Origin of the sequence: Actinomycetospora lutea (genome assembly GCF_028737205.1) — a bacterium.
Classification (GTDB): Bacteria; Actinomycetota; Actinomycetes; order Mycobacteriales; family Pseudonocardiaceae; genus Actinomycetospora; species Actinomycetospora lutea.
The window spans coordinates 32044-54125 of sequence record NZ_JAQZAL010000012.1; the positions used below are offsets into that span (position 1 = coordinate 32044).

Below are 22082 nucleotides of genomic sequence, written 5' to 3' on the forward strand. Positions count from 1 at the left end.
CCCGCGCATGGCCCGTCCCGCACCGCCCGACACCGACGACGCCCGCGCCCGCCTGCGCTCCCTCGGGGGCGGCGGCCGTGCCGGTGGCTGGGGCGGGCGGGACGCGGTGGAGGTCGGGGAGCCGGCGTCCGACGACGGCGCGCGGGTCGGGTGGCCCGGAGCGGCGCCGGGCACGCCGGCCGCGCGTCTGCGTCTGGGACCGCAGGCGCCGGTCCGGGCGCGGGAACCGGTGCGGGACGACCCGCCGGCGCGGGACGACCGGCCGGCGCGTGATGACCCGTGGTGGGACGACGAGGACGACGAGCCGCTCCCGGGCGCGCGCCGGGGCAGCGCGTGGGACCCGCCGGAGCGGGGTGAGCGCGCACGGCGGTGGGTGACGCGCTGGCTGCCGTCGTCGTGGGTGGGCGCGCGGTGGGACCCGGGCCGGACCGGAGGGCTCGCCCTCGCGGCGGTCGCCGCCGTCGCGGCCGTGGTCGCCGCGGTGGGGGTGTGGTCCGACCGTCCGGTCGCCGAGCCGGTGCCCGCGCTGCCGCTGGTGGCGGGCGCGCCCGTGGCGCCCTCGCCGGTGCCGGTCCTCCCGGGCGGCCCGGCGGCCGACACCGGACCGATCGTGGTCTCGGTGTCCGGGAAGGTCGCGCGCCCCGGGCTCGTGCGGCTCCCGCCGGGCAGCCGCGTCGGCGAGGCCGTCGACGCGGCGGGCGGGGCGTCACCCGACGCGGACATGACCGGCCTCAACCTCGCGGCGCGTCTCTCCGACGGCGAGCAGGTGGTCGTGGGCGTGCCGGCGGCGGCCGCGGCGGCCCCGGCCGCGGGTTCGGCGGGTGCCGCACCGGCGGGCGGTGGTGCCGGTGGCTCCGGTGGTGCCGGTGCCGCCGCGCCCGGCGGGCCGGTGAACCTCAACACCGCGACGCTGGAGCAGCTCGACCAGCTCCCCGGCGTCGGGCCGGTCACCGCCCAGCGGATCCTCGAGTGGCGCACCCAGAACGGGCGCTTCGGCGCGGTCGAGCAGCTGCAGGAGGTCAGCGGGATCGGGGACGCCCGCTTCGCGACCCTGCGCGACCTGGTCACGGTGTGAGCGGCCGCCCCGCGCGCGGCGACCCGGCGGAGGAGCCGCCGCCCGCGCCGCCCGATCTGCGGCTCGTGCCGGCGGCGCTGGCGTCGTGGGGTGTGGCGATCGCGGCGCTCACGGCCGGGTGGGGCGCCGCCCTCGTGCTCGTCGCGCTCGCCGCCGTGGCGGCCGTGATCGCGGCCCGGCGGGCCACCGGTCGTCGCGGCCCGGGGCGCCCCGGACTGCGCGCGGTCGTGGTGGCGGCGGGCGGGTGCACGGCCGCCGTGGGGCTGGTGGCCGGGCTCGGGGCGTTCGCGGTGGCGAGCCACCCGCTGCGCCCGGCGACCGGCGCCGGGGTGTCGGCACGCCTCGACCTCGTCGTCACCGCCGACCCCCGGCCCGTCCGGTCCTCGGTACCGGGCCCGGGGCGGGTGGTGGTGCGGGGGGAGCTGGTCGGCGGCCAGGTCGGCGCGGGACCGGGCTGGCGTGCCGGCGGTCGCGTGGTGCTCCTCGCGCCGGCCGAGGACTGGGCCGGCCTGCTGCCCGGCCAGCTCGTCAGCGCACGGGGCCGGCTCGGCCCGCCCGACCGCGCCGACCTCACGGTCGCGGTGCTGCAGGTCCGCGGACCCCCGCGCGCGGTGGGCCCGGTGCCCGCAGTGCAGCGGGTCGCCGGCGACCTGCGCGGTGGCCTGCGGGACGCGGCGCGTGCCGTGCTGGCCGAGGACCCGGCGGGCCTGCTGCCGGGGCTCGTGGTCGGCGACACCTCGGGCGTCTCCCCGGGGCTCGCCGACGACTTCCGCACCGCCGGCCTCACGCACCTCACGGCGGTGTCCGGCACGAACGTGGCGATCGTGTGCGGGGCGGTGCTGCTCCTCGCGCGGCTGGGGCGGCTGGGTCCACGGACCGCGGCGGTGCTGGCGGGGCTGGCGCTGATCGGCTTCGTGGTCCTCGCGCGGCCCTCGCCGAGCGTGCTGCGCGCGGCCGTGATGGGCGGGGTCACGGTGCTGGCGCTCGCGGTCGGTCGGCGGCGCTCGGTGGTGCCGGCCCTGTGCGCGGCGGTGATCGTGCTGCTGCTCGTCGACCCGGGCCTGGCGACCGATCCGGGGTTCGCGCTCTCGGTGCTCGCCACCGGGGCCCTGGTGCTGCTGGCGCCCGGGTTCGTCGCGCGGATGCGGGCGCGCCGGGTGCCGCCGGGCGTGGCGGAGGCGCTGGCGGTGCCGGTGGCCGCGCACGTGGTGACCGCGCCGGTGATCGCCGGGCTGTCGGGCGAGGTCAGCCTCGTCGCGGTCGTCGCGAACCTGGTCGCCGCGCCGGTGATCGCCCCCGTGACGGTGCTCGGGGTGACGGCCGCGGCGGTGGCGCCGTGGTGGACCGCGGGCGCCCACGCGCTCGTCGGGGCGGCCGGGCCCGGGGTGTCGTGGCTGGTCTGGGTGGCGCGCCGGTGCGCCGCGGTCCCGGGTGCGACGCTGGACTGGCCGGCCGGCGTGCCGGGCGCGCTCGCGCTCGCCGCGGCCGTCGTGCTGGTCGGGGCCGCGCTGCGCTGGCGGCGGCTGCGCGCGGTGGTCGCCGCGGTGCTCGTCGGCGCGCTGCTGGTCCTCGTCCCGACCCGCGTCGCACCACCGGGCTGGCCGCCCGCGCGGTGGACCCTCGTCGCCTGCGACGTCGGCCAGGGCGACGCCCTGGTCCTCGCGACGGGGGAGCCGGGCCGGGCGGTCCTCGTCGACGTCGGCCCGGACGCGGGCGCGATCGACGGGTGCCTGGTGCGGCTCGGGGTCCGCTCGCTGGCGCTCGTGGTGCTGACCCACCTGCACGCCGACCACGTGGGCGGGCTCGCCGGGGCGCTCGCGGGACGGTCGGTCGGCGGGGTCGCGCTGGGCCCGGCCCGCGAGCCGGCGGACACGCTCGGGCAGGTGGCCCGGCGGGCGGCGGCGGCGCGTGCCCCGCTGGTCGGCCTCGCGCGCGGCACCGTCCTGCGCTGGCCGGGACTCGTGCTCGAGGTGCTGGGCCCGGTGCGCCCGGCCGCGTTCGTCGACGGCGAGGACGGGTCCGCGGTGAACGACACCTCGGTGGTGGTCCGCGCGCACACCCCGGTGGGGCGGGTCATGCTCCCCGGCGACGCGGAGCTCTCCGCGCAGTCCTCCCTGCTCGGGTCGGGCGCCGATCTCCACGCGGAGATCCTCAAGGTGCCTCACCACGGGTCGCGGTCGTCGCTGCCGACCTTCCTGACCGCGGCCCGCGCCTCGCTCGCCCTGGTCAGCGTCGGGCGCGGCAACACCTACGGGCACCCGAACCCGCAGGTGGTGGGCCTGCTCGCCCGCACCGGCGCGCTCGTGCGCCGCACCGACGAGTCGGGCGACCTGGCCGTGGTCGCCGGCGCCGGCCCGCGCGCCGGCCCCGGCGTCGTCGCGCGCGGCGACCCGCGCCCCGATCCGCGGAAGCGGTGAGCGGTGTTCCCGGTCCCGACTCGAGGGCGGGCGGTGGGAGAGCCGACCCCTGTCCCGAGGACACGGGTCGGGCTCGGCGATCAGCGTCCCCGCAGGTCCGAGCTGTCGGTCACGCGGACCCGCGACGGACTACAGGCCCAGCGCCTCGCGCACGGCCGTCGACGTCGCCGGGATCGTCGCCGTCGGCCCGACCTGGTGCTCGATCGCGTCGAGGGTCTTCAGGCCGTCGCCCGTGATCAGCAGGACCGTGTCGGCGTCGGGGTCGAGGTCGCCGGACTCGACCATCTTCTTGGCGTTGGCCACGGTCACGCCGCCGGCCGTCTCCGCGAACACGCCCTCGGTGCGGGCGAGCAGCCGGATGCCGTCGCGGACCTCCTCGTCGGTGACGTCGGTGACCGTGCCGCCGCAGCGGCGCACGGCGTCGAGGACGTAGGGCCCGTCGGCGGGGTTCCCGATGGCCAGCGAGCGGGCGATCGTGTCCGGCTTCTGCGGGCGGACCACGTCGGTGCCCTCGCGGAAGGCGGTCGAGACCGGCGAGCAGCCGGCGGCCTGGGCGCCGAACACCTTGTACGCGGCGTCGTCCACGAGGCCGAGGGAGATCAGCTCGCCGTACGCCTTGTCGACCTTGGTCAGCTGCGAGCCCGAGGCGATCGGGATGACGGTCTGGGCCGGGATGCGCCAGCCGAGCTGCTCGGCGACCTCGTAGCCGAGGGTCTTCGAGCCCTCCGCGTAGTACGGGCGGACGTTGACGTTGACGAACGCCCAGTCCTCCTGATCGAACGCGAGCTCGGTGGCGAGGCGGTTGACGTCGTCGTAGGTGCCCTCGCAGGCCAGCAGGTTGGTGTCGTACACCGCGGTCATGAGGATCTTCGCGCGCTCGAGGGAGGCGGGGATCAGCACGACCGAGTCCCAGCCGGCGCGGGCGGCCGCGGCGGCGGTGGCGTTGGCGAGGTTGCCGGTCGAGGGGCAGGCCAGGACGCTGAAGCCGAGCTCGCGGGCCGCGGCGAGGGCGACGGCGACGACCCGGTCCTTGAAGGAGTGGGTCGGGTTGCCGGTGTCGTCCTTGATCCACAGGTTGCGGATGCCGAGCTCGGCGCCGAGCCGGTCGGCGCGCAGCAGGCGGGTCAGGCCCGGGTCGGTGTTCGGGTAGGCCTCGACGGTGCTGGGCACCGGCAGCAGCGCCTTGTAGCGCCAGATGCTGCGCGGGCCGCGCTCGATGTCCTCGCGGGTCACGCGGCCGAAGTCGTAGGCGATCTCGAGCGGGCCGAAGCACTGCGGACAGGCGAACTCGGCGGCGAGGTCCAGGCGGTGGCCGCAGGCGCGGCAGGCGAGCGCAGAGGCGGGACCGAGGTCGAGCCCGGTGGTCGTGGGCTGGGCGGTCAGCGTCATGGAAGGAATCCTCCTCATCTTCCCCGCGAACGGGTCGGAATTGGCACCGTGATCGCCAGCAGAACACTGACGCCGGTTGCCGGGGTGTCGTCGGGCCGGTCCCTCTACCCCTCTGGATGAGCCGTATTCGGTTGTGCGGGCACCCTCGGGTGTCCGGCGGAGAACACTACGGGACCCGGACCGGGCCGACCACCGAGGAGCACCCGCCGAGACGTGCCTCACGCGGGTGCGCACGAGGCGCGCCCGGGGTGTCGGCGGGCCGTGGAACGATGGCGCCGTGAGCCCGACCAGCGCGCCCGAGGCCCCCGCGCCCGTGCACCTCGTCGTCGGCGACGAGGCGCTGCTGGTCGAGCGGGCCGTGGTGCGGGCGATCGCGGCGGCCCGCGAGGCCGACCCGGCGGTCGAGGTCAGCAGGCTGCCGGCCGGCGAGCTGACCGCCGGGGTGCTGGGCGAGCTGGTCAGCCCGTCGCTGTTCGCCGAGTCGCGCGTGGTCGTGGTGGAGAACGGCCACGACGCGGGCGCCGAGGTCACCACCCTGCTGCTCGACTACGCGAAGGCACCCAGCGAGGGCGTCACGCTCGTCGTCGTCCACCGCGGCCCGCCCAAGGGCGCGAAGGGATGCCGTCCGGCCGGGCGCGGCGGCGCCAGGGGCGCGGCGGCCAAGGGCGGCGGTGCGAAGGGCGACGCGCTGCTCGAGGGCCTGCGCGCCGCGGGCGCCTCTGAGGCGTCGGCGGCGTCCCTGTCCGATGACCAGCGGGCCGACTTCGTGCGCGCCGAGGTCCGCCAGGCCGGCGGCAAGATCACCGGCGAGGCGCTGGGCCTGCTGATGGACGCCGTCGGGTCCGATCTGCGCGAGCTCGCCGCCGCCGCGTCCCAGCTCTCCTCCGACGCGGGCGGGCACGTCGACGCCGACGCCGTGCGGCGGTTCCACCGCGGGCGCGCCGAGGTGACGGGGTTTGCGGTGGCCGACCGTGCGATGACCGGCGACCGCGCCGGGGCGCTCGAGGCGCTGCGCTGGGCGCTCGACACCGGGGTGCCGCACGTGGTGGTGGCCGACGCGATCGCCGACGGCGTGCGCACCGCGGCGCGGGTCACGGCCGCCGGGCGCGGCGATCCGTACAGCCTCGCGTCCTCGCTGCGGATGCCGCCGTGGAAGGTCAAGCGGGGCCAGCAGAACGGCCGCGGCTGGTCGGGCGAGGGGCTGACGCGCGCCATGGGCGTCGTCGCCGATCTGAACGCCGACGTCAAGGGCGCCGCGGCCGATCCGTCCTACGCGCTCGAGCACGCCGTCGAGCAGGTCGTCGCCGCCCGGGGCGCGTCGCGCCGCTGACACGACGACGGCCCGCCCCCAACGCGCTGCGGGGACGGGCCGTCGGAGTACTGGGCCGGCTCAGGCCGGGGTCTTGCCCGCCTTGGCATCGACGGTGAAGCGCTCGGCGCGGTGGGCCATGCGCGACTTCTTGTTCGCCGCCTGGTTCTTGTGGATGACGCCCTTGGAGACGGCCTTGTCGAGCAGGCGCGCGGCCTCGCGCTGGCGGGTGGTGGCCTGCTCCTGGTCGCCCGCCTGGACGGCCTCGCGGTAGCGGCGGATCGCGGTCTTGATGCGCGACTTGACCGCCTTGTTGCGCTGGCGCGCCTCTTCGCTCTTGCGGATGCGCTTGACCTGCTGCTTGATGTTCGCCACGGAGTCTTCGAACCTCGTCTGTCGGTGCTGTCTGGCGTCACGGGAGCGCGCGGGGGCGCTCGACCGCCTCACACGTGTCCCCAAGGTTAGCAACACCGCTGCGCGCAGATCGCGGGCGGGCCTCATGGGACGATGGTGACGAGCCGTCGCGAGCAGGAACGTCCAGAACCGTGAGGAACCCGTTGAGCCAGACCACCCAGCAGTCCGCCAGCACGCCTGGACGGCCGGGCACGCAGGGCTTCGCGGACGAGACGTTCACGCCGCCCCCGCAGATCCGCAACTTCTGCATCATCGCCCACATCGACCACGGCAAGTCGACGCTGGCCGACCGGATGCTGCAGATGACCGGCGTGCTGGGCGACCGGGCGTACCGCGCGCAGTACCTCGACCGCATGGACATCGAGCGCGAGCGGGGCATCACCATCAAGGCGCAGAACGTGCGCCTGCCCTGGTACGCCGCGGGTCCCGACGGCGAGATGCGCGACCACGTCCTGCACCTCATCGACACCCCGGGCCACGTCGACTTCACCTACGAGGTGAGCCGCTCGCTGGCCGCGTGCGAGGGCGCGATCCTGCTGGTCGACGCCGCGCAGGGCATCGAGGCGCAGACCCTGGCCAACCTCTACCTGGCCATGGAGCACGACCTCGAGATCATCCCGGTGCTCAACAAGATCGACCTGCCGGCGGCCGAGCCCGAGCGCTACGCCGAGGAGCTCGCCCACCTCATCGGCTGCGAGCCCGACGAGGTGCTGCGCATCTCGGCCAAGACCGGCGCCGGCGTCGAGGCCGTCCTCGACGAGGTCGTGCGCCGCGTCCCCGCCCCGGTCGGCGACGCCGACGCGCCGGCCCGGGCCATGATCTTCGACTCGGTGTACGACACCTACCGCGGCGTCGTCACCTACATCCGCGTCGTCGACGGCCGCATCACCCCGCGCGAGCGCATCCGCATGATGTCGACGAACGCCGTGCACGAGCTGCTCGAGGTCGGGATCATCTCGCCGGACCAGAAGCCCTGCCGGGGTCTCGGCGTCGGCGAGGTCGGCTACCTCATGACCGGCGTGAAGGACGTCCGCCAGTCCCGCGTCGGCGACACCATCACGTGGGAGCGCAAGGGCGCCACCGAGCCGCTCGGCGGCTACCGCGATCCGCAGCCGATGGTCTACTCCGGGCTCTACCCGATCGATGGGTCGGACTTCCCGCTCCTGCGTGACGCCCTGGACCGCCTGCGTCTCAACGACGCCGCGCTGTCGTACGAGCCGGAGACCTCGGCGGCGCTGGGCTTCGGGTTCCGCTGCGGGTTCCTCGGCCTGCTGCACCTCGAGATCACCCGCGACCGGCTCGAGCGCGAGTACGGGCTCGACCTCATCTCCACGGCGCCCAACACCGTGTACCGCCTCGTGCTCGACGACGGCTCCGAGGCCGAGGTCACCAACCCCGCCGACTGGCCCGAGGGCAAGGTCGCGACGATCTACGAGCCGATCACCAAGGTCTCGGTGCTCGCCCCGGCGGACTTCGTCGGCCCGATCATGGAGCTCTGCCAGTCGCGACGCGGGTCGCTCGAGGGCATGGACTACCTCTCCGACAGCCGCGTCGAGCTCCGCTACACGATGCCGCTCGCCGAGATCATCTTCGACTTCTTCGACATCCTGAAGTCGCGCACCCGCGGGTACGCCTCGCTGAACTACGAGCCCGCCGGCGAGCAGGCCGCCGACCTGGTGAAGGTCGACATCCTGCTGCAGGGCGAGCCGGTGGACGCGTTCTCGGCGATCGTCCACCGCGACGCGGCCTACGAGTACGGCAACTCGATGGCCACGAAGCTGCGCGAGCTCATCCCGCGCCAGCAGTTCGAGGTGCCGATCCAGGCCGCCATCGGGGCGAAGATCATCGCCCGCGAGACCATCCGCGCGATCCGCAAGGACGTGCTCTCCAAGTGCTACGGCGGGGACATCACCCGCAAGCGCAAGCTGCTCGAGAAGCAGAAGGAGGGCAAGAAGCGGATGAAGACCATCGGACGGGTCGACGTCCCGCAGGAGGCCTTCGTCGCGGCCCTGTCCACCGACCAGAACGCGGTCGAGAAGAACAAGGCCAAGAAGTAGCGCCGCCCACGCGGTGGGCGGGCGGGAATGCCTGATCGCGTAGACTGGTTGTCAACGCCGAGCTGTCGGCCTGGGTGGGACCTCTCAGTGTGACCGGGTCCGCGGACAGCTCTCGTGTCCGAGTTCCCTCTCCTGAAAGATCTACGTGACCAACGCTGCTGTCCTGTCCGATCATGACGTCGAGCTCGTCGACGTGATCTCCCCCTCCTCCTCCGACACCGAGGACCCGAACACCGAGAGCCTCGAGGACGTCGCGAACGACGCCGAGGACACCGAGGTCGACGACACCGACGACACCGACGACACCGAGGACGAGGCGCCCGCCTCGGGCTTCGCCGCGCTCGGGGTCGCCGAGCGCCTGCTCCCCACACTGGTCGAGTCCGGGTTCGACACCCCGACGCCGATCCAGGCCGAGACGATCCCGCTGCTGCTCTCGGGGCGCGACGTCCTCGGGCTCGCGCAGACCGGCACCGGCAAGACCGCCGCGTTCGCGCTGCCGATGCTCTCGGCGATCGACCCCGCGCAGCGCTCGGTCCAGGCCCTGGTGCTGACGCCGACCCGCGAGCTGGCGATCCAGGTCGCCGAGGCCATCGAGCGCCTCGGCGCCGGCGTCCCCGGCCTGAACGTCGTCCAGCTCTACGGCGGCGCGCCCTACGGCCCGCAGCTGCACGGGCTGCGCCGCGGCGGCCAGATCGTCGTCGGCACCCCCGGCCGCATCTCCGACCACCTCGAGAAGGGCACCCTCGACCTCACCGACGTCGCGCACTTCGTGCTCGACGAGGCCGACGAGATGCTGCAGATGGGCTTCCTCGAGGAGGTCGAGCACATCTTCGACCTGCTGCCCGCCGACCGGCAGGTGGCGCTGTTCTCGGCGACGATGCCCGGCGCCATCCGCGAGGTCTCGCGGCGGCACCTCAACGCGCCCGCCGAGGTCTCGATCAAGTCGAAGACGCAGACCGGCGTCAACACCCGCCAGCGCTACGTCGTGCTGCCCGAGCGGCAGAAGGCCGACGCGCTGTCGCGGGTCCTGCAGGTCGAGGACTTCGACGCCTGCCTGGTGTTCGTGCGCACCCGCCAGAACACCACCGACGTCACCGACGCCCTCAACCGTCGCGGCTTCGCCGCCGTGGCGATCTCGGGCGACCTCTCGCAGCCGCAGCGCGAGAAGACGATCGGCGACCTGCGCGCCGGGAAGATCGACGTGCTGGTCGCCACGGACGTCGCCGCGCGCGGCCTCGACGTCGACCGCATCTCGCTGGTGGTCAACCACGACCTGCCCACCGACCCCGAGTCCTACGTGCACCGCATCGGTCGCACCGGCCGGGCGGGCCGCAGCGGCGAGGCGATCTCGTTCGTCACCCGCGGCCAGATCCGCACGATGCGGATGATCGAGGGCGTCACCAAGCAGAAGGCCGAGGAGATGTCGGTGCCCGGCACCGACGAGGTGAACGCGGTGCGCAAGCGCCGGTTCGCCGAGCGGATCACCGGCACCCTCGACGGCACCGTCGCCGGCGGGGACCCGATGGACGTCTTCCGCGGCATCGTCGGCGACTACGTCGCCGAGACCGGCGCCGACCCGCTGGAGCTCGCCGCCGCGCTGGCCAAGATGGTCCAGGGCGACAAGCCGCTGCTGGTCGAGGACCTGCCCGCCCCGCCCCCGCGCGGCGACCGGGGCGACAAGCGCGGGCCGAAGCCCGAGCGCGGCCAGGGCCGCGGCAAGGCGCCCGACTGGAGCGTCGGGTCCGGCACCGACACCTACCGCATCGACGTCGGCCACAACCAGCGCGTGCGGCCGGGCGCCATCGTCGGGGCCATCGCCAACGAGGCGGGGCTGGACTCGGCGCACATCGGGCACATCGACATCCGCACCGACCACACGCTGGTCGAGCTGCCCGCCGACGTGCCCGGCCCGGTGGTCAAGCGCCTGCAGCGCGCCCGCGTCGCCGGCCGCCCGATGGGCCTGCGTCGCGCGTCGGGGGACGAGGCGGCGTCCGCGCGCAGCGGCCGCGGTCCCGGCCGCCCGCAGCGCCGCCCGCGCTAGCCTCCCCGCACGACAACACCGCACGACACCCCGCGCCCGTCCGTGCCCCGCACGGGCGGGCGCGGTCGTGTGTGCGGGGTCAGCAGGCGCCGACCAGCCAGCGGAACTCGGGCTGCGGCACGTCGTCGAGCTGCTCGGGGTGCCACTGCACGCACACCAGCCCGTCCGCCTCGAGCCCCTCGACCTGGCCGTCGGGGGCGCGGGCGGTCACGACCAGGCCGTCGCCGACGCGGTCGACGCCCTGGTGGTGGAGGCTGTTGACGCGCGCCGCGGTGCCGTGGAGCCCGGCCAGCACGCTGCCGGGTGTGACGGCGACGTCGTGCCACCGGGTGTGGGCGTGCTCCTCGAGGTGCAGGTGCAGCGTCCCGCCCCACGCGACGTTCACGAGCTGGATGCCGCGGCAGATCGCCAGCACCGGGCGGCCGCGCTCGCGCGCCGCGGCGAGCAGCGCGACCTCGACGGCGTCGCGCGCGGGCTCGACCGCGGACGTGTGGGCGTCGGGGACGGCTCCGTAGCGCGCCGGGTCGACGTCGTTGCCGCCGGTCAGCAGGAGGGCGTCCGCGCGGTCCATCACGGCGGCCGCGTCGACGTCGCCGGGCACGTGCAGGGGCAGGCCGCCGGCGGCGGCGACGTGGGCGGCGTAGCCGGTGAAGTAGGCGTCGATCTCGAGCGCGTCCAGCGCCGGCGGGCCGCTGTGCAGGCCCGCGGCCCCGCGCCGACGGCCGGTGACGGCGACCAGAGGAGTGTCCATCGTCGCCCGAGCCTCCCACTGGGCCGTACGTCACGCCGGGCCGCCGATCGGTGGCCGGGTCGGTGGGCCCCGCCTACGGTTGATGTCGAGGCGGACGTCGGAGGGTGCAGATGCCACGGTCGGTGGTGATCGTCGGGGGCGGGCCGCGGGGCACCGGTGTGCTCGAACGCCTCGCGGCGAGCGCGCCCGAGTTCGTCGACGACCTCGACGTCCACCTCGTCGACCCCTACCCGGACGGCGCGGGCCGCATCTGGCGCGAGGACCAGTCGGCGCTGCTGTGGATGAACTCCATGGCCGCCGACGTCACGATGTTCACCGACGACAGCGTGCGCTGCGAGGGCCCGATCGTGCCCGGCCCGTCCCTCTACGACTGGGCGGTGGCGGTCCGCGACGGCGACCTCGACGGCGAGGAGGTCCCGGCCGGCCCGGTCGGCGACGAGCTGCGCGCCCTCGGACCGGCCACCTTCGCCACCCGGCGCCTGCAGAGCCACTACCTGGACTACGTGCTGCGCCGCGTGCTCGCGACCCTCCCGCCGCAGGTCCGCGTGCACCGGCACCGCACGCGTGCGATCGGGCTGCGCCGCGGCGCGCCGGACACCGTGCTGCTCGACGGCGGCCCGGGAGACAGCCCCGGCGAGCTGCCCGCCGACGTGCTCGTCCTCGCCTCGGGGCACCTCGACGCCGCGCCGACCGAGGCCGAGGCCGCGCTGGCCGCGCACGCCCAGCAGCACGGGCTGCTGTACTTCCCGCCCGAGCAGACCACCGACTCGGACCTCGACCGCATCCCGGCGGGCGAGACGGTGATCGCTCGCGGGATGGGCCTGGCGTTCATCGACCTCATGGTCCTGCTCTTCGAGGGCCGCGGCGGGACGTTCCACGACCGCGGCGACGGGACGCTGGACTACCGGCCCTCGGGCCGCGAGCCCGTCGTGCACGTCGGCTCCGGGCGCGGCGTGCCGTACCACGCGAAGACCGAGTACGGGCTGCGCGGACCACGCCCCCCGCTGCCGCGGTTCCTCGGCCCCGACGAGATCGCGGCGTTCGTCCGCCGCGGCGACGTCGACCTGCGCCGCGACGTGTGGCCGCTTATGGCCAAGGAGGTCGGCTGGGCGTACTACCACGAGCTCTTCGCCGGCCACCCCGACCGCGTGCGCGGCGTGTGGGACGACTTCGCGCTCCGCTACGCCGCGCTCGACTGGTACACGCCGGCGATGCACGAGCTCGTCGCCGGGTTCGTGCCCGACGCAGGAGACCGGCTCGACTTCGAGCGCATCGACCGGCCCCTCGAGGACGTGTGCGCGCCCGACATCGCGAGCCTGCAGGAGCGCCTGCGCAGCTACGTCCTCGACGACCTCGCCCGCCACGTCGACGACCGCTACACCGCCGAGCTCGGGGCGTTCGTGGGCCTGCTCTCGGTGTTCGCGCAGGTCGCGGAGCTGGCGGGCACCCCGGCGCTGACGCCGCGCTCGCGGGCCCAGGACCTCGCGTGGTGGCAGAACTTCTTCAGCTCGCTCGCCAGCGGCCCGCCCGGACCGCGCCTGCGCCAGCTGCTCGCGCTCTCGCGCGCCGGGTACGTCGTGTTCCTCGGTGCCGGCCTGCAGGTCACCCCCGTCGACGGCGGCTTCCGGGCCACCAGCGCCTCGCTCGACCGCATCGACGTCACCGCGCGGACCTTCGTCGAGGCGCGCCTGTCCTCGCCGAGCGTGAGCCGCAGCGACGACCCGATGCTCGCCGGGCTGCACGCCGAGGGCCTGCTCGACGAGGAGACCCTGCGCGAGGAGCACGCCGACGACGCGGGGACCGCCGTGCACGCCGCCGACGCCGCGGTCGCGCACTCCGGGGTGTCGGTGACCCTGCACAACACCGGGCTCGTGCGGGTGCGCACGTCGGACTTCCGGCTCGTCGACGCCGCGGGCAACCCCGACCCGTGCCGCTTCGCGATCGGGCCGCACACGAACGTCCGGCTCCCGGGCGCCTTCACCCGCCCGAACACCAACGCGCTGAGCTTCCGGGCCAACGACGCGCTCGCCCGGGCCGTGCTCACCGTGCTCGCCGACGTGGCCCCGGCAGCCGGACGGCTCTCGGCGTGATCCCGGAGCCGGTCCGCGTCACCCTGCCCGACGTCACGCTCTCGGTGATCGATGCGGGGGAGGGGCCCGCGGTGCTCCTGCTGCACGGGTTCCCCGACCGCGCGACGCTCTGGCGCCCGCAGATCGCGGCGCTGGTGGCGGCCGGGTACCGCGTCATCGCGCCCGACCTGCGGGGCTTCGGTGACAGCGACCGCCCCGACGACGTCGCGTCCTACCGCCTGCACCGCTCGGTGGCCGACGTGCTCGCGCTGCTCGACGAGCGCGGGATCGAGCGGGCCGCGGTGGCCGGCCACGACTTCGGCTCGGTGGTCGGGTGGGCGCTGGCGATGCGCAGCGAGCGGGTCACGCGCTACGCCGCCCTGTCCGTCGGGCACCCCGAGGCGTTCCGCGCCGCGGGACTCGAGCAGCGCGCCCGGTCCTGGTACATGCTCTGGTTCCAGTTCCCGGGCGTGGCCGAGGAGGCCCTGCCCGCCGACGACTGGGCCCTGCTGCGCCGCTGGTTGCACCGGGACGCCGACGACGAGCTGGTGCGCACCCAGATCGCCGACCTCGCGCGGCCGGGCGCGCTCGTCGCCGGGCTGAACTGGTACCGGGCGACCGTCGACCCGAGGACCTTCGCCGACGAGGCGCCGCTCGGGCTGCCGCGCCTGGCGATCCCGGTGCTGGGCATGCTGGGGACGGCCGACGTGGCGCTGGGCGAGGCGCAGATGACCGGGTCGGCGCGCTACCTCGACGGCCCGTTCACCTACGTCCCGGTCCCCGGCGGCGACCACTGGCTCCCCGCCCGCCACCCCGACACCGTCACCGACGCCCTGCTGCGCTTCCTGACCACGTGAGCGAACTTCGGGGCGATAGCCCCGAAGTTCGCTCACATGGGTCTAACGAGTGAAGACGATCTTGCCGGCGGTGACGCCGTCGAGCATCGACCGGAAGCCGTCCTTCGCCTCGGTCATCGGCAACTCCTGGCCGATCTCGGGGGCGATGCCGGTGGCGGCGACGAAGTCGAGCAGGTCGCGCAGCTCGGAGAGCGTGCCCATCGTCGAGCCGACCAGGTTCTTCTGCAGGAAGAACATCTGGGCGAGCTCGGCGGGCGGCTGGTTGCCCGACGTCGCGCCCGAGCAGACGATCGTGCCGCCGGGCACGAGCGCGCGCACCGAGTGCTTCCAGGTCGCCTCGCCGACGGTCTCGAAGACCGCCTGGACCTTGCCGGGCAGCTTGCCGTTCGACTCGAACACCTGGTGGGCGCCGAGGCGCAGGGCCAGCTCGCGCTTCTCGTCGCTGCGCCCGGTGACCCAGACCTGCATGCCGGCCGCGCGCCCGAGCTGGATCAGCGCCGTCGACACCCCGCCGGAGGCGCCCTGCACGAGCATCGTCTGCCCGCCGCGCAGCCCGGACTTGGTGAACAGCATCCGGTAGGCGGTGAGCCACGCGGTGCCCATGACCGCGCCGGCCGTGGCCGTCATGCCCTCCGGGCGGGGCAGGGCGTTGCGCTGCGGGACGACGACGTAGTCGGCGAAGCTGCCCTGCGCCCACTCGGTGAGCATCTTGCGCTTCGGGTCGAGGGTCTCGTCGTCCTTCCAGTCCGGGTCGCCCATGAGCGAGTGCAGGACGACCGGCGTGCCGTCGTCGAGCGTCCCGGCGCCGTCGCAGCCCAGGATCATGGGGAACTGGTCCTCCTTGATCCCGACGCCGCGCAGCGTCCACAGGTCGTGCATGTTGAGGCTCGCCGCCTCGACCTTGACCCGCACCCAGCCCTCGGGGACCTCGGGATCGGGCCGCTCGCCCACCACCAGGGAGGCGATCGGGTCGTCGGCGTTGGGCTCGGAGGCGTAGACCGCGAACATGCCCCGCAACCTATCCGGGACGAGTCGGCCGGTGCCCGATGAGTTCGGCGAGCGGGAGCGGTTCCACCGATGACGACCCCGACGATCCCCCTGGAGGACCCCCGTGTACGCCTCGCTGCCCGGCATCGACGTCTACTTCGAGGACCACGGCGCCGGCGACCCGCTGGTGCTGCTGCACGGCGGCATGCTGACCCTCGACCTGAGCTTCGGCGCCCTCATGCCGCTGCTCACCCCGCACCGCCGGCTGATCCCCATCGAGCTCCAGGGACACGGGCGCACCGCCGCCCCCGAGGGCCGCGAGATCACCCTGGCGCGGATGGCCGACGACGTGGTCGGGGTGCTCGACCACCTCGGCCTCGCGCGCGCCGACGTCCTGGGCTCCAGCTGGGGCGGCCTGGTCGCCCTCGAGACGGCCGTCCGCCACCCCGGGCGCGTGGACCGCCTCGTCCTGGCGGCGGTGCACACCCGCAAGGACGGCTACCACGCCGAGATCCACGACCCGTCGACCTACGCCACCTCCACGCGCATGCCCACCGAGGCCGAGTTCGGCGCCATGGTCGCCGAGTACGAGCGCTACGGGCTCAGCACCTTCGAGCAGGTGGTGGCCGAGCTCGACCCGATCGTCACGGCCGAGGAGAACTGGACGCCCGCGCAGCTCGCGACGGTCGCCGCCCCGACGCTGGTGATGATCGGCGACCACGACTTCGTGCGCGTCGACCACGCGGTCGCGATGCAGGAGACCATCCCGGACGCCGCCCTCGCCGTCCTGCCCCGGACGAAGCACACCGAGGTCGTCAGCCGGGTCGGGCTCGTCGCCCCGCTGCTGGAGGACTTCCTGGGGCGGTGACGGGCGACGCGCCCACCGGCGTACCGTCCGGGGGGTGCTGCGTGCCGTCGCGACCTGGTGGGACGGCGTCGAGCTGTGGCTGACGCAGCTCGACTTCGCCGCCCAGGTCGTTCTCGTCGTGGCCGTCGTGGGCCCGGTGTGCTGGGTCGTGGCGGCCGTCATCGACACGGTCGTCGAGCGCTCGGTGGCCGCCCGGCTGGAGGCCGCCGAGCGTCGCGCCCGGCGCCGTGAGCAGGACCGGGCGTCGACGACCCCCGAGGCCTGAGCGGGATGGACCGGCGCGCCGCCCGGCTCTGGGTCACCGCGACGCTGGTCGCGCTGCTCGTCCTCGTGATCGTGGTGAACCTGGCCTGACCCCGGCGCACCACGCGTGCTCCCCCGGACGACCCGATATGTCCTGATCATCGGCCGGATGACCGAATCCTGAAGAGCCGCGGAGATCACGATCGCGTGCTGGTCAGCCCTCCGGGACCCAGGAGGGCGCGCGCTTCTCGGCGAACGCCGCCATGCCCTCCTGGCCCTCCTCGGAGGCGAAGAACTCCGACGACAGCGCGAGCATGGCCTCGAGGTCCTGCTGGAGCTGCTCGCCACGGTCACGGCGCAGCATCGCCTTCGTGGCGGCGAGGGCGTTCGGGCCCCCGCGGGCGAGCATCGCGGTGTACCGGGCGACCTCGGCGTCGAGCCCGTCGGCGTCGACCGCGCTGTTGATCAGCCCGACGGCGGCGGCGCGGTCGGCGTCGAAGGTCTCGCCGGTGAGCATCAGCTCGTGCGCGGCGCGGGGGAGCAGCCGGGGGAGCACGGTCGCCGAGATCACCGCCGGAACGACGCCGATGCGCACCTCGCTGAAGGCGAACGTCGCCTCCCGCGCGGCGACGGCGATGTCACACGCCGAGACGAGGCCGACCCCGCCCGCCCGCGCCGGTCCGGCCAGGCGCGCGACGACGGGCTTGTCGGAGTACCAGAGCGCGGTGAGGATCGCCGGGAACTCGTTGACGCCCTGGTCCGACGAGCCGGCGCCGCGCGACTCGCGCAGGTCCATGCCGGAGCAGAACACCGGCCCGGTGTGCGTCAGCACGATCACGCGCACGGCCTCGTCGTCGACGGCCGCGTCGAGGTGTGCCGACAGCTCGCGGCGCAGCTGCGCGGAGAGCGCGTTGCGGTTGCGCGGCGAGTCGAGCGTGATCGTCGCGGTGCCGCCGGTGACGTCGAGGTGCACCAGTTCGCCGGTGTCCGGGTCCATGACCGTCACTGTGACACGGGGCGGATCAGCGGGGCCGCGGGCGCCAGCGCAGCGGGCGGGGCAGGACGACGATCTTGCCCGTCGCCCGGTCCGCTTCCATGATCGAGTGGGCGTCGCGGATCCGTTCGATGGGGAGGACCTGGCCGAGCGGGACGCTGGCGCGCCCGGCGGCGACGTCGTCGAGGAACGTCTGCAGCACGGCGGCGGGGAGGTCGGAGGCGTCGCCGGCGTACGCGGTGAGCCGCACGCCGCGGGGCAGGTAGTCGATGGGGTAGAAGTCCGGCACCGTCCACTCGTTGGACAGCATCCCCGCGAAGCACACGACCCCGTGGCGCCGGGTGGCGCGCAGCGTGTCGGGCAGGGTCGGGGTGCCGACGAGCTCCAGCGCGGCGTCGACCCCGCCGCCGAGCGCGTCGTGGACCTGGCGGGCGACCTCGCCGTCGTCGATGAGCACGTGGTCGACCCCGACCGCCCGCAGCCGGGCGATCTTCGCGCCGGTGCGGGTGGTCGCGACGACGGTGAGCCCGCGGGCCTTCGCGAGCGCCGCGGCGGCGAGGCCCACCGACGACGTGCCGCCCCGGACGAGCAGCGTCTGGCCGGCCTGCACGTCGAGCCCGTCGGTGAGCGCGCCGTACGCGGTCTGCAGCATCTCCGGGACCGCGCCGAGCGTCGGCCAGTCGAGGTCGCTGGTGAACGGGATGACCTGCGCGGCGGGCACGCAGGTGTACTCGGCGTAGCCGCCGTCGAAGGTGCGGCCCATCCCGCCCATCATCGTGACCACCTGCTGGCCCGGGGTGAACTCGCCGCCCGGGCACACGGCCACGACTCCGGCGGCCTCGATCCCGGGCACGCGGGGGAACGTCACGCCCTCGGCGAGCCCGAGCCGGGTGTGCAGCTCGGAGCGGTTGACCCCGAACGCCTTCACCGCGATGAGCACCTGGCCGGGCTCCGGCTCGGGGACGATCAGCTCCTTGATCTGCAGGGCCTTGAGGTCCCCCGGACCGCTGAGCACGACGGCACGCATCCTCGCCACGGGGACGATCCTGCCGCGCGTCGGGCGCCCGTCAACGTGTGGACGCGCGTCCGCCCCGTCAGGCCGGAGCCGGGGAACGCTCCAGTGGCAGGCACTCGGCGAGCAGCCCGACCACGTCGTCCCAGGCCCGCTGCGCGTGGCGGGCGTGGTACCCGACACCGGGGAGCAGCGTCTGGCCGTACTCGCCGTCCTCGGCGATGCTCCCGTCGGGGTGCGTGGGCGGGTGGTGGAAGGCGTGCTGCGCGCCGCCGTAGACCACGAGGCGCCAGTCGACGCCGGCCTCCTGCATCTCGGCGGTGAAGGCCTCGCGCTGCGCCGGCGGCTGGATCGGGTCCTGCGACCCGACGCCCGCCCACACCGGGCAGCGGATGGCCGCGGCCTCGCCGGGCCGGCCCGTGATCAGCCCGTTCACCGTCGCGACGGCGCGCAGAGGCACGCCGGCGCGGGCCAGCTCGAGCCCGATCGCGCCGCCGGTGCCGTAGCCGATCGCGGCGATCCGGTCGGGGTCGGTGCGGGGTTCGGCGCGCAGCGCGTCCAGCGCCGCGTGCCCGATGGCGCGCATCCGCTCGGGGTCCTCGAGCAGCGGCAGGCAGCGCGCCAGCATCTCCTGCGGGTCGGAGAACCACCGCCCGCCGTGGATGTCGAAGGCCAACGCGACGTACCCGAGCTCGGCGAGGGCGTCGGCGCGGCGGCGCTGGAACGCGTTGAGCCCCGGTCCCTCCGGCCCGATCAGCACCGCGGGACGCCGGTCGTCGCCCGCCGGGAGCGCGAGGTGGGAGACCATCGTCAGGCCGTCCGCCGGGTAGGAGACCGTGCGCGTCGTGACCGTCATGCCCGTCGACGCTAGGCAGGCGACGGGCCCTCCGGGGCCGTGTTCGCGGCCGGCGGACGATCGGGCTCCGGTCCCCAGCACTCCTCCGGACCCGGCCGCTGCGCTGAGCCCACCTCACCGCGACGCCGCGACCACCGACGTCTCGACGTCGTCGGTGAGCGACCGGTTCCTGGTCTCGGGCAGGACGCGGACCAGGACGAGGCCCACGACCAGCGCGATCACCGCCAGGTAGAGCGCGGAGGCGACGGCGCTGCCGACGGCGCTGCCCGCCGAGGAGGCGAGTGCGGCCGCGACGAGGGGCGCCGTCCCCGCGACCGGACCGACTCCCAGGCTGAACGCCACGGCCGCGCCGCTGGAGCGGGTGCGGGCCGGGAAGAGCTCGACCAGCACGATCGAGGACATCACGTTGAGGCCCGACTGCGGGATCGCGAACAGGACCATGCCGACCAGCGCGAGCCACGCCGACCCGGACCCGATGAGCAACAGCACCGGGATCGCGAGCACCGCGTGAGCGAGCGCGGCGCCGATGTACACCGGACGCCGGCCGATCCGATCGGAGACCCACCCGGCGAGCGGGCAGAGCGCGCTGTAGAAGACCATCGCGACCGAGGTGACGACGAGTGCGGTGTGGCGGTCGCCCCCGACCGACATGGCGTTCGCGAAGTAGGTCGCGAGGTAGTAGAAGCCGACCCCGGTCACCGAGGTGCACGCGAACGCCACGAACATGGCGGGCCGCTCGGTGCGCCAGGCGTCGCGCAGGGGAGTGGCCGACACCTCGTCCTGCTCGCGGAGCTCGCGGTACACCGGCGTCTCGTCGAGCTTCGAGCGCAGGTAGAACCCGACGAGCCCGAGCGGGGCGGCCGCCAGGAACGGCAGTCGCCAGCCCCAGGCCTGCATCGACGCGGGGTCGAGCACCGTCTCCAGCACGAGCACCGCCACGACGCCCACGACGATGGCCAGCCCGGCGGAGGCCGAGATGAGGGCGGCACGGGCCCCGCGTCGGCCTGCCGGTGCGTACTCGGCGAGGAAGGCCGACGCGCTCGTCCACTCACCACCGGCGGAGAGCCCCTGGACCGAGCGCAGCAGCACGAGCAGGGCCGGGGCCCAGAAGCCGATGGCGGCGTAGGACGGCAGCAGGCCGATCAGCGTCGTGGCCCCGCTGATGCCCAGCACCGCGGCGGACAGCGCCACCCGCCGCCCGAGCCGGTCGCCGATCGAGCCCAGCAGGGCACCCCCGAGGGGGCGGAACACGTACGCGACACCGAAGACGGCGAGCGAGGCCAGCAACGAACCGACCGCGTCGCCGGACGGGAAGAAGACCTTCCCGAGGGTCACGGCGACCGCACCGTAGACGGCGAAGTCGAACCACTCGGTGAAGTTGCCGATGAGGGTCGCGGCGACGACCCGGCGGGGCACGGCGGAGGCGGGGGAGGAGGTCATCGGCGTGCTCACTTCGTGTGGTCGATGACGCCGCGAATGATCTTGCCGTCGCGAAGGTCCTGGTAGCCCTCGTTGATCTCGTCGAGGCTGTAGCGCTGGGTGATGAGCTCGTCGAGCTTGAGCTGACCCGCGTCGTAGAGCCGCAGCATGCGGACGATGTCGTACTGCGGGTTGGACGAGCCGAAGAGCGTGCCCTTGATCGTCTTCTGGTGGAACACCATCTCCGAGCCCGAGACGTGCACGGTGAGATCGTTCGGGTTCGCGACGCCGGTGACGACCACGGTGCTGCCCTTGCCGATGACGGCGAAGGCGTCGCTGATGACCTGCTCGGTCATCACGCCGACGACGCAGATGGCCTGGTCGGCACCCTCACCCCAGGTCAGCTGGTGGGTGGCCTGCGCGGCCTCCGCCGCCGTGGCGAAGACGTGGGTGGCGCCGAACTCCAGGGCCGTGTCGCGCTTGAACGCGACCGGGTCCACGCCGACGACGTACTTCGCGCCGGCGTGGGCCGCGCCCTGCACGGCGTTCATCCCGACCCCGCCGAGGCCGTAGATCACCACTGTGTCCCCGGCGCGGACGCCGCCCGCGTTGACGGCGCTGCCCCACCCGGTCGGGACCCCGCAGCCGACGAGCACCGCCTTGTCGAGCGGCAGCCAGTCGTCGACCTTGACGCACGAGAACTCGTGGACCGTGGCGTGTTCGGCGAAGGCGCCCAGCATGCACAGGGCGCCGATGTCGCCGAGCTCGTCGTCGTGGGCGCGGAAGGTGCCGTCGGGCATCGAGCCCTCGAGGATGGTCGCCCCGGCGTTGCAGAGGTTCTGCTTGCCGGTGGAGCAGTACCGGCACGTCCCGCAGGACGGGGTGAAGCTGCAGACCACGTGGTCGCCCGGCTGCACGCGGGTGACGCCCGGACCGACCCGCTCGACGACGCCGGCGGCCTCGTGGCCACCGATGATCGGGAACCGGACGATGTTGTCTCCGTCGACCATGTGCAGGTCGGAGTGGCACAGCCCGGCCGCCGACATCCGCATCAGGACCTCGCCGGCGCGGGGTTCGTCGAGCTCGATCTCGCGGATCTGGAAGGGCTGGTGATAGCCGGTGAGGACGGCGGCGCGTGTCTTCATGGGGCGCTCCCTGGAACGGAGGTCGACGGTGACACCGAGGACGCGGTGACGGCCAATATTTGATACAAAAACATGAGGAGAACGGTGAACACAAGCCCGCCGTCCTGGTCGTGGTCTGCACGTCCCAGCGGCTTAGCCTCGCCGAACCGGACGGCCGGGGCGTTGACGCGCACGCCAAG

18 protein-coding genes and 1 riboswitch are annotated in these 22082 nt (G+C 74.6%); of the genes, 9 read left to right on the forward strand and 9 right to left on the reverse strand.

Annotated features, from left to right (window positions below):
• The first annotated feature begins 7 nt into the window (after positions 1–7).
• Positions 8–1075 (forward strand): ComEA family DNA-binding protein, encoded by a 1068-nt coding sequence (locus PHK61_RS14685; RefSeq protein WP_274281739.1) that lies wholly within the window; start codon positions 8–10, stop codon positions 1073–1075.
• The gene (locus PHK61_RS14690) at positions 1072–3492 is read left to right on the forward strand and encodes a ComEC/Rec2 family competence protein (RefSeq protein WP_274281740.1); all 2421 of its coding nucleotides are present in this window, start codon (positions 1072–1074) and stop codon (positions 3490–3492) included. Before PHK61_RS14685 ends, PHK61_RS14690 begins: the two co-directional genes overlap by 4 nt.
• Positions 3493–3621: 129 nt before the next feature.
• On the opposite strand, the gene thrC is transcribed toward PHK61_RS14690, so the two are convergent.
• Positions 3622–4881, reverse strand: coding sequence for a threonine synthase (gene thrC / locus PHK61_RS14695; RefSeq protein ID WP_274281741.1), 1260 nt, complete (start codon positions 4879–4881; stop codon positions 3622–3624).
• Between the two features lie 11 nt (positions 4882–4892).
• Positions 4893–5004, reverse strand: a riboswitch (SAM riboswitch).
• Positions 5005–5158: 154 nt separating this feature from the next.
• Between thrC and holA the strand changes: the two genes are divergently transcribed.
• Positions 5159–6211 carry a DNA polymerase III subunit delta gene (gene holA / locus PHK61_RS14700; protein ID WP_274281742.1) on the forward strand — a complete coding sequence of 351 codons (1053 nt, stop codon included), beginning with the start codon at positions 5159–5161 and terminating at the stop codon, positions 6209–6211.
• 60 nt (positions 6212–6271) lie between these two features.
• Here holA and rpsT read toward each other — a convergent pair whose 3' ends face one another.
• Positions 6272–6565 (reverse strand): 30S ribosomal protein S20, encoded by a 294-nt coding sequence (rpsT, locus tag PHK61_RS14705; RefSeq protein ID WP_274281743.1) that lies wholly within the window; start codon positions 6563–6565, stop codon positions 6272–6274.
• Positions 6566–6747: 182 nt separating this feature from the next.
• On the opposite strand from rpsT, the gene lepA reads away from it, so the two are divergent.
• Both lepA and PHK61_RS14715 read left to right on the forward strand, forming a co-directional pair.
• On the forward strand, positions 6748–8661 hold the full coding sequence (gene lepA / locus PHK61_RS14710) for a translation elongation factor 4 (RefSeq protein ID WP_274281884.1): 1914 nt from the start codon (positions 6748–6750) through the stop codon (positions 8659–8661).
• A gap of 145 nt (positions 8662–8806) precedes the next feature.
• On the forward strand, positions 8807–10702 hold the full coding sequence (locus tag PHK61_RS14715; RefSeq protein WP_274281744.1) for a DEAD/DEAH box helicase: 1896 nt from the start codon (positions 8807–8809) through the stop codon (positions 10700–10702).
• A gap of 79 nt (positions 10703–10781) precedes the next feature.
• Here PHK61_RS14715 and PHK61_RS14720 read toward each other — a convergent pair whose 3' ends face one another.
• On the reverse strand, positions 10782–11453 hold the full coding sequence (locus PHK61_RS14720) for a gamma-glutamyl-gamma-aminobutyrate hydrolase family protein (protein ID WP_274281745.1): 672 nt from the start codon (positions 11451–11453) through the stop codon (positions 10782–10784).
• 110 nt (positions 11454–11563) lie between these two features.
• Between PHK61_RS14720 and PHK61_RS14725 the strand changes: the two genes are divergently transcribed.
• Entirely contained in the window at positions 11564–13543 is a 1980-nt protein-coding gene (locus PHK61_RS14725) for an FAD/NAD(P)-binding protein (protein WP_274281885.1), read from the forward strand.
• Complete coding sequence (locus PHK61_RS14730; protein WP_274281746.1) at positions 13540–14379, forward strand: alpha/beta fold hydrolase; 840 nt, start codon at positions 13540–13542, stop codon at positions 14377–14379. The genes PHK61_RS14725 and PHK61_RS14730 overlap by 4 nt, the downstream gene beginning before the upstream one ends.
• Before the next feature lie 42 nt (positions 14380–14421).
• On the opposite strand, the gene PHK61_RS14735 is transcribed toward PHK61_RS14730, so the two are convergent.
• Positions 14422–15387: a quinone oxidoreductase family protein gene (locus PHK61_RS14735; protein ID WP_274281747.1), complete on the reverse strand. Its 966-nt coding sequence runs from the start codon at positions 15385–15387 to the stop codon at positions 14422–14424.
• 103 nt (positions 15388–15490) lie between these two features.
• On the opposite strand from PHK61_RS14735, the gene PHK61_RS14740 reads away from it, so the two are divergent.
• Both PHK61_RS14740 and PHK61_RS14745 read left to right on the forward strand, forming a co-directional pair.
• A complete protein-coding gene (locus tag PHK61_RS14740; protein ID WP_274281748.1) occupies positions 15491–16234 on the forward strand; it encodes an alpha/beta fold hydrolase in 744 nt (247 codons plus the stop codon).
• Between the two features lie 34 nt (positions 16235–16268).
• Positions 16269–16499 (forward strand): hypothetical protein, encoded by a 231-nt coding sequence (locus PHK61_RS14745; RefSeq protein ID WP_274281749.1) that lies wholly within the window; start codon positions 16269–16271, stop codon positions 16497–16499.
• Positions 16500–16691: 192 nt separating this feature from the next.
• Here PHK61_RS14745 and PHK61_RS14750 read toward each other — a convergent pair whose 3' ends face one another.
• The 5 genes from PHK61_RS14750 to PHK61_RS14770 all read right to left on the reverse strand — a co-directional run bounded on the left by PHK61_RS14750 (position 16692) and on the right by PHK61_RS14770 (position 21903).
• Entirely contained in the window at positions 16692–17474 is a 783-nt protein-coding gene (locus PHK61_RS14750; protein ID WP_274281750.1) for an enoyl-CoA hydratase-related protein, read from the reverse strand.
• Between the two features lie 25 nt (positions 17475–17499).
• Positions 17500–18498 carry a zinc-binding dehydrogenase gene (locus PHK61_RS14755; RefSeq protein ID WP_274281886.1) on the reverse strand — a complete coding sequence of 333 codons (999 nt, stop codon included), beginning with the start codon at positions 18496–18498 and terminating at the stop codon, positions 17500–17502.
• Between the two features lie 67 nt (positions 18499–18565).
• Complete coding sequence (locus PHK61_RS14760) at positions 18566–19339, reverse strand: dienelactone hydrolase family protein (RefSeq protein WP_274281751.1); 774 nt, start codon at positions 19337–19339, stop codon at positions 18566–18568.
• A gap of 114 nt (positions 19340–19453) precedes the next feature.
• Positions 19454–20779 (reverse strand): MFS transporter, encoded by a 1326-nt coding sequence (locus PHK61_RS14765; protein WP_274281752.1) that lies wholly within the window; start codon positions 20777–20779, stop codon positions 19454–19456.
• Between the two features lie 8 nt (positions 20780–20787).
• Positions 20788–21903: an NDMA-dependent alcohol dehydrogenase gene (locus tag PHK61_RS14770; protein ID WP_274281753.1), complete on the reverse strand. Its 1116-nt coding sequence runs from the start codon at positions 21901–21903 to the stop codon at positions 20788–20790.
• Positions 21904–22082: the final 179 nt, after the last annotated feature.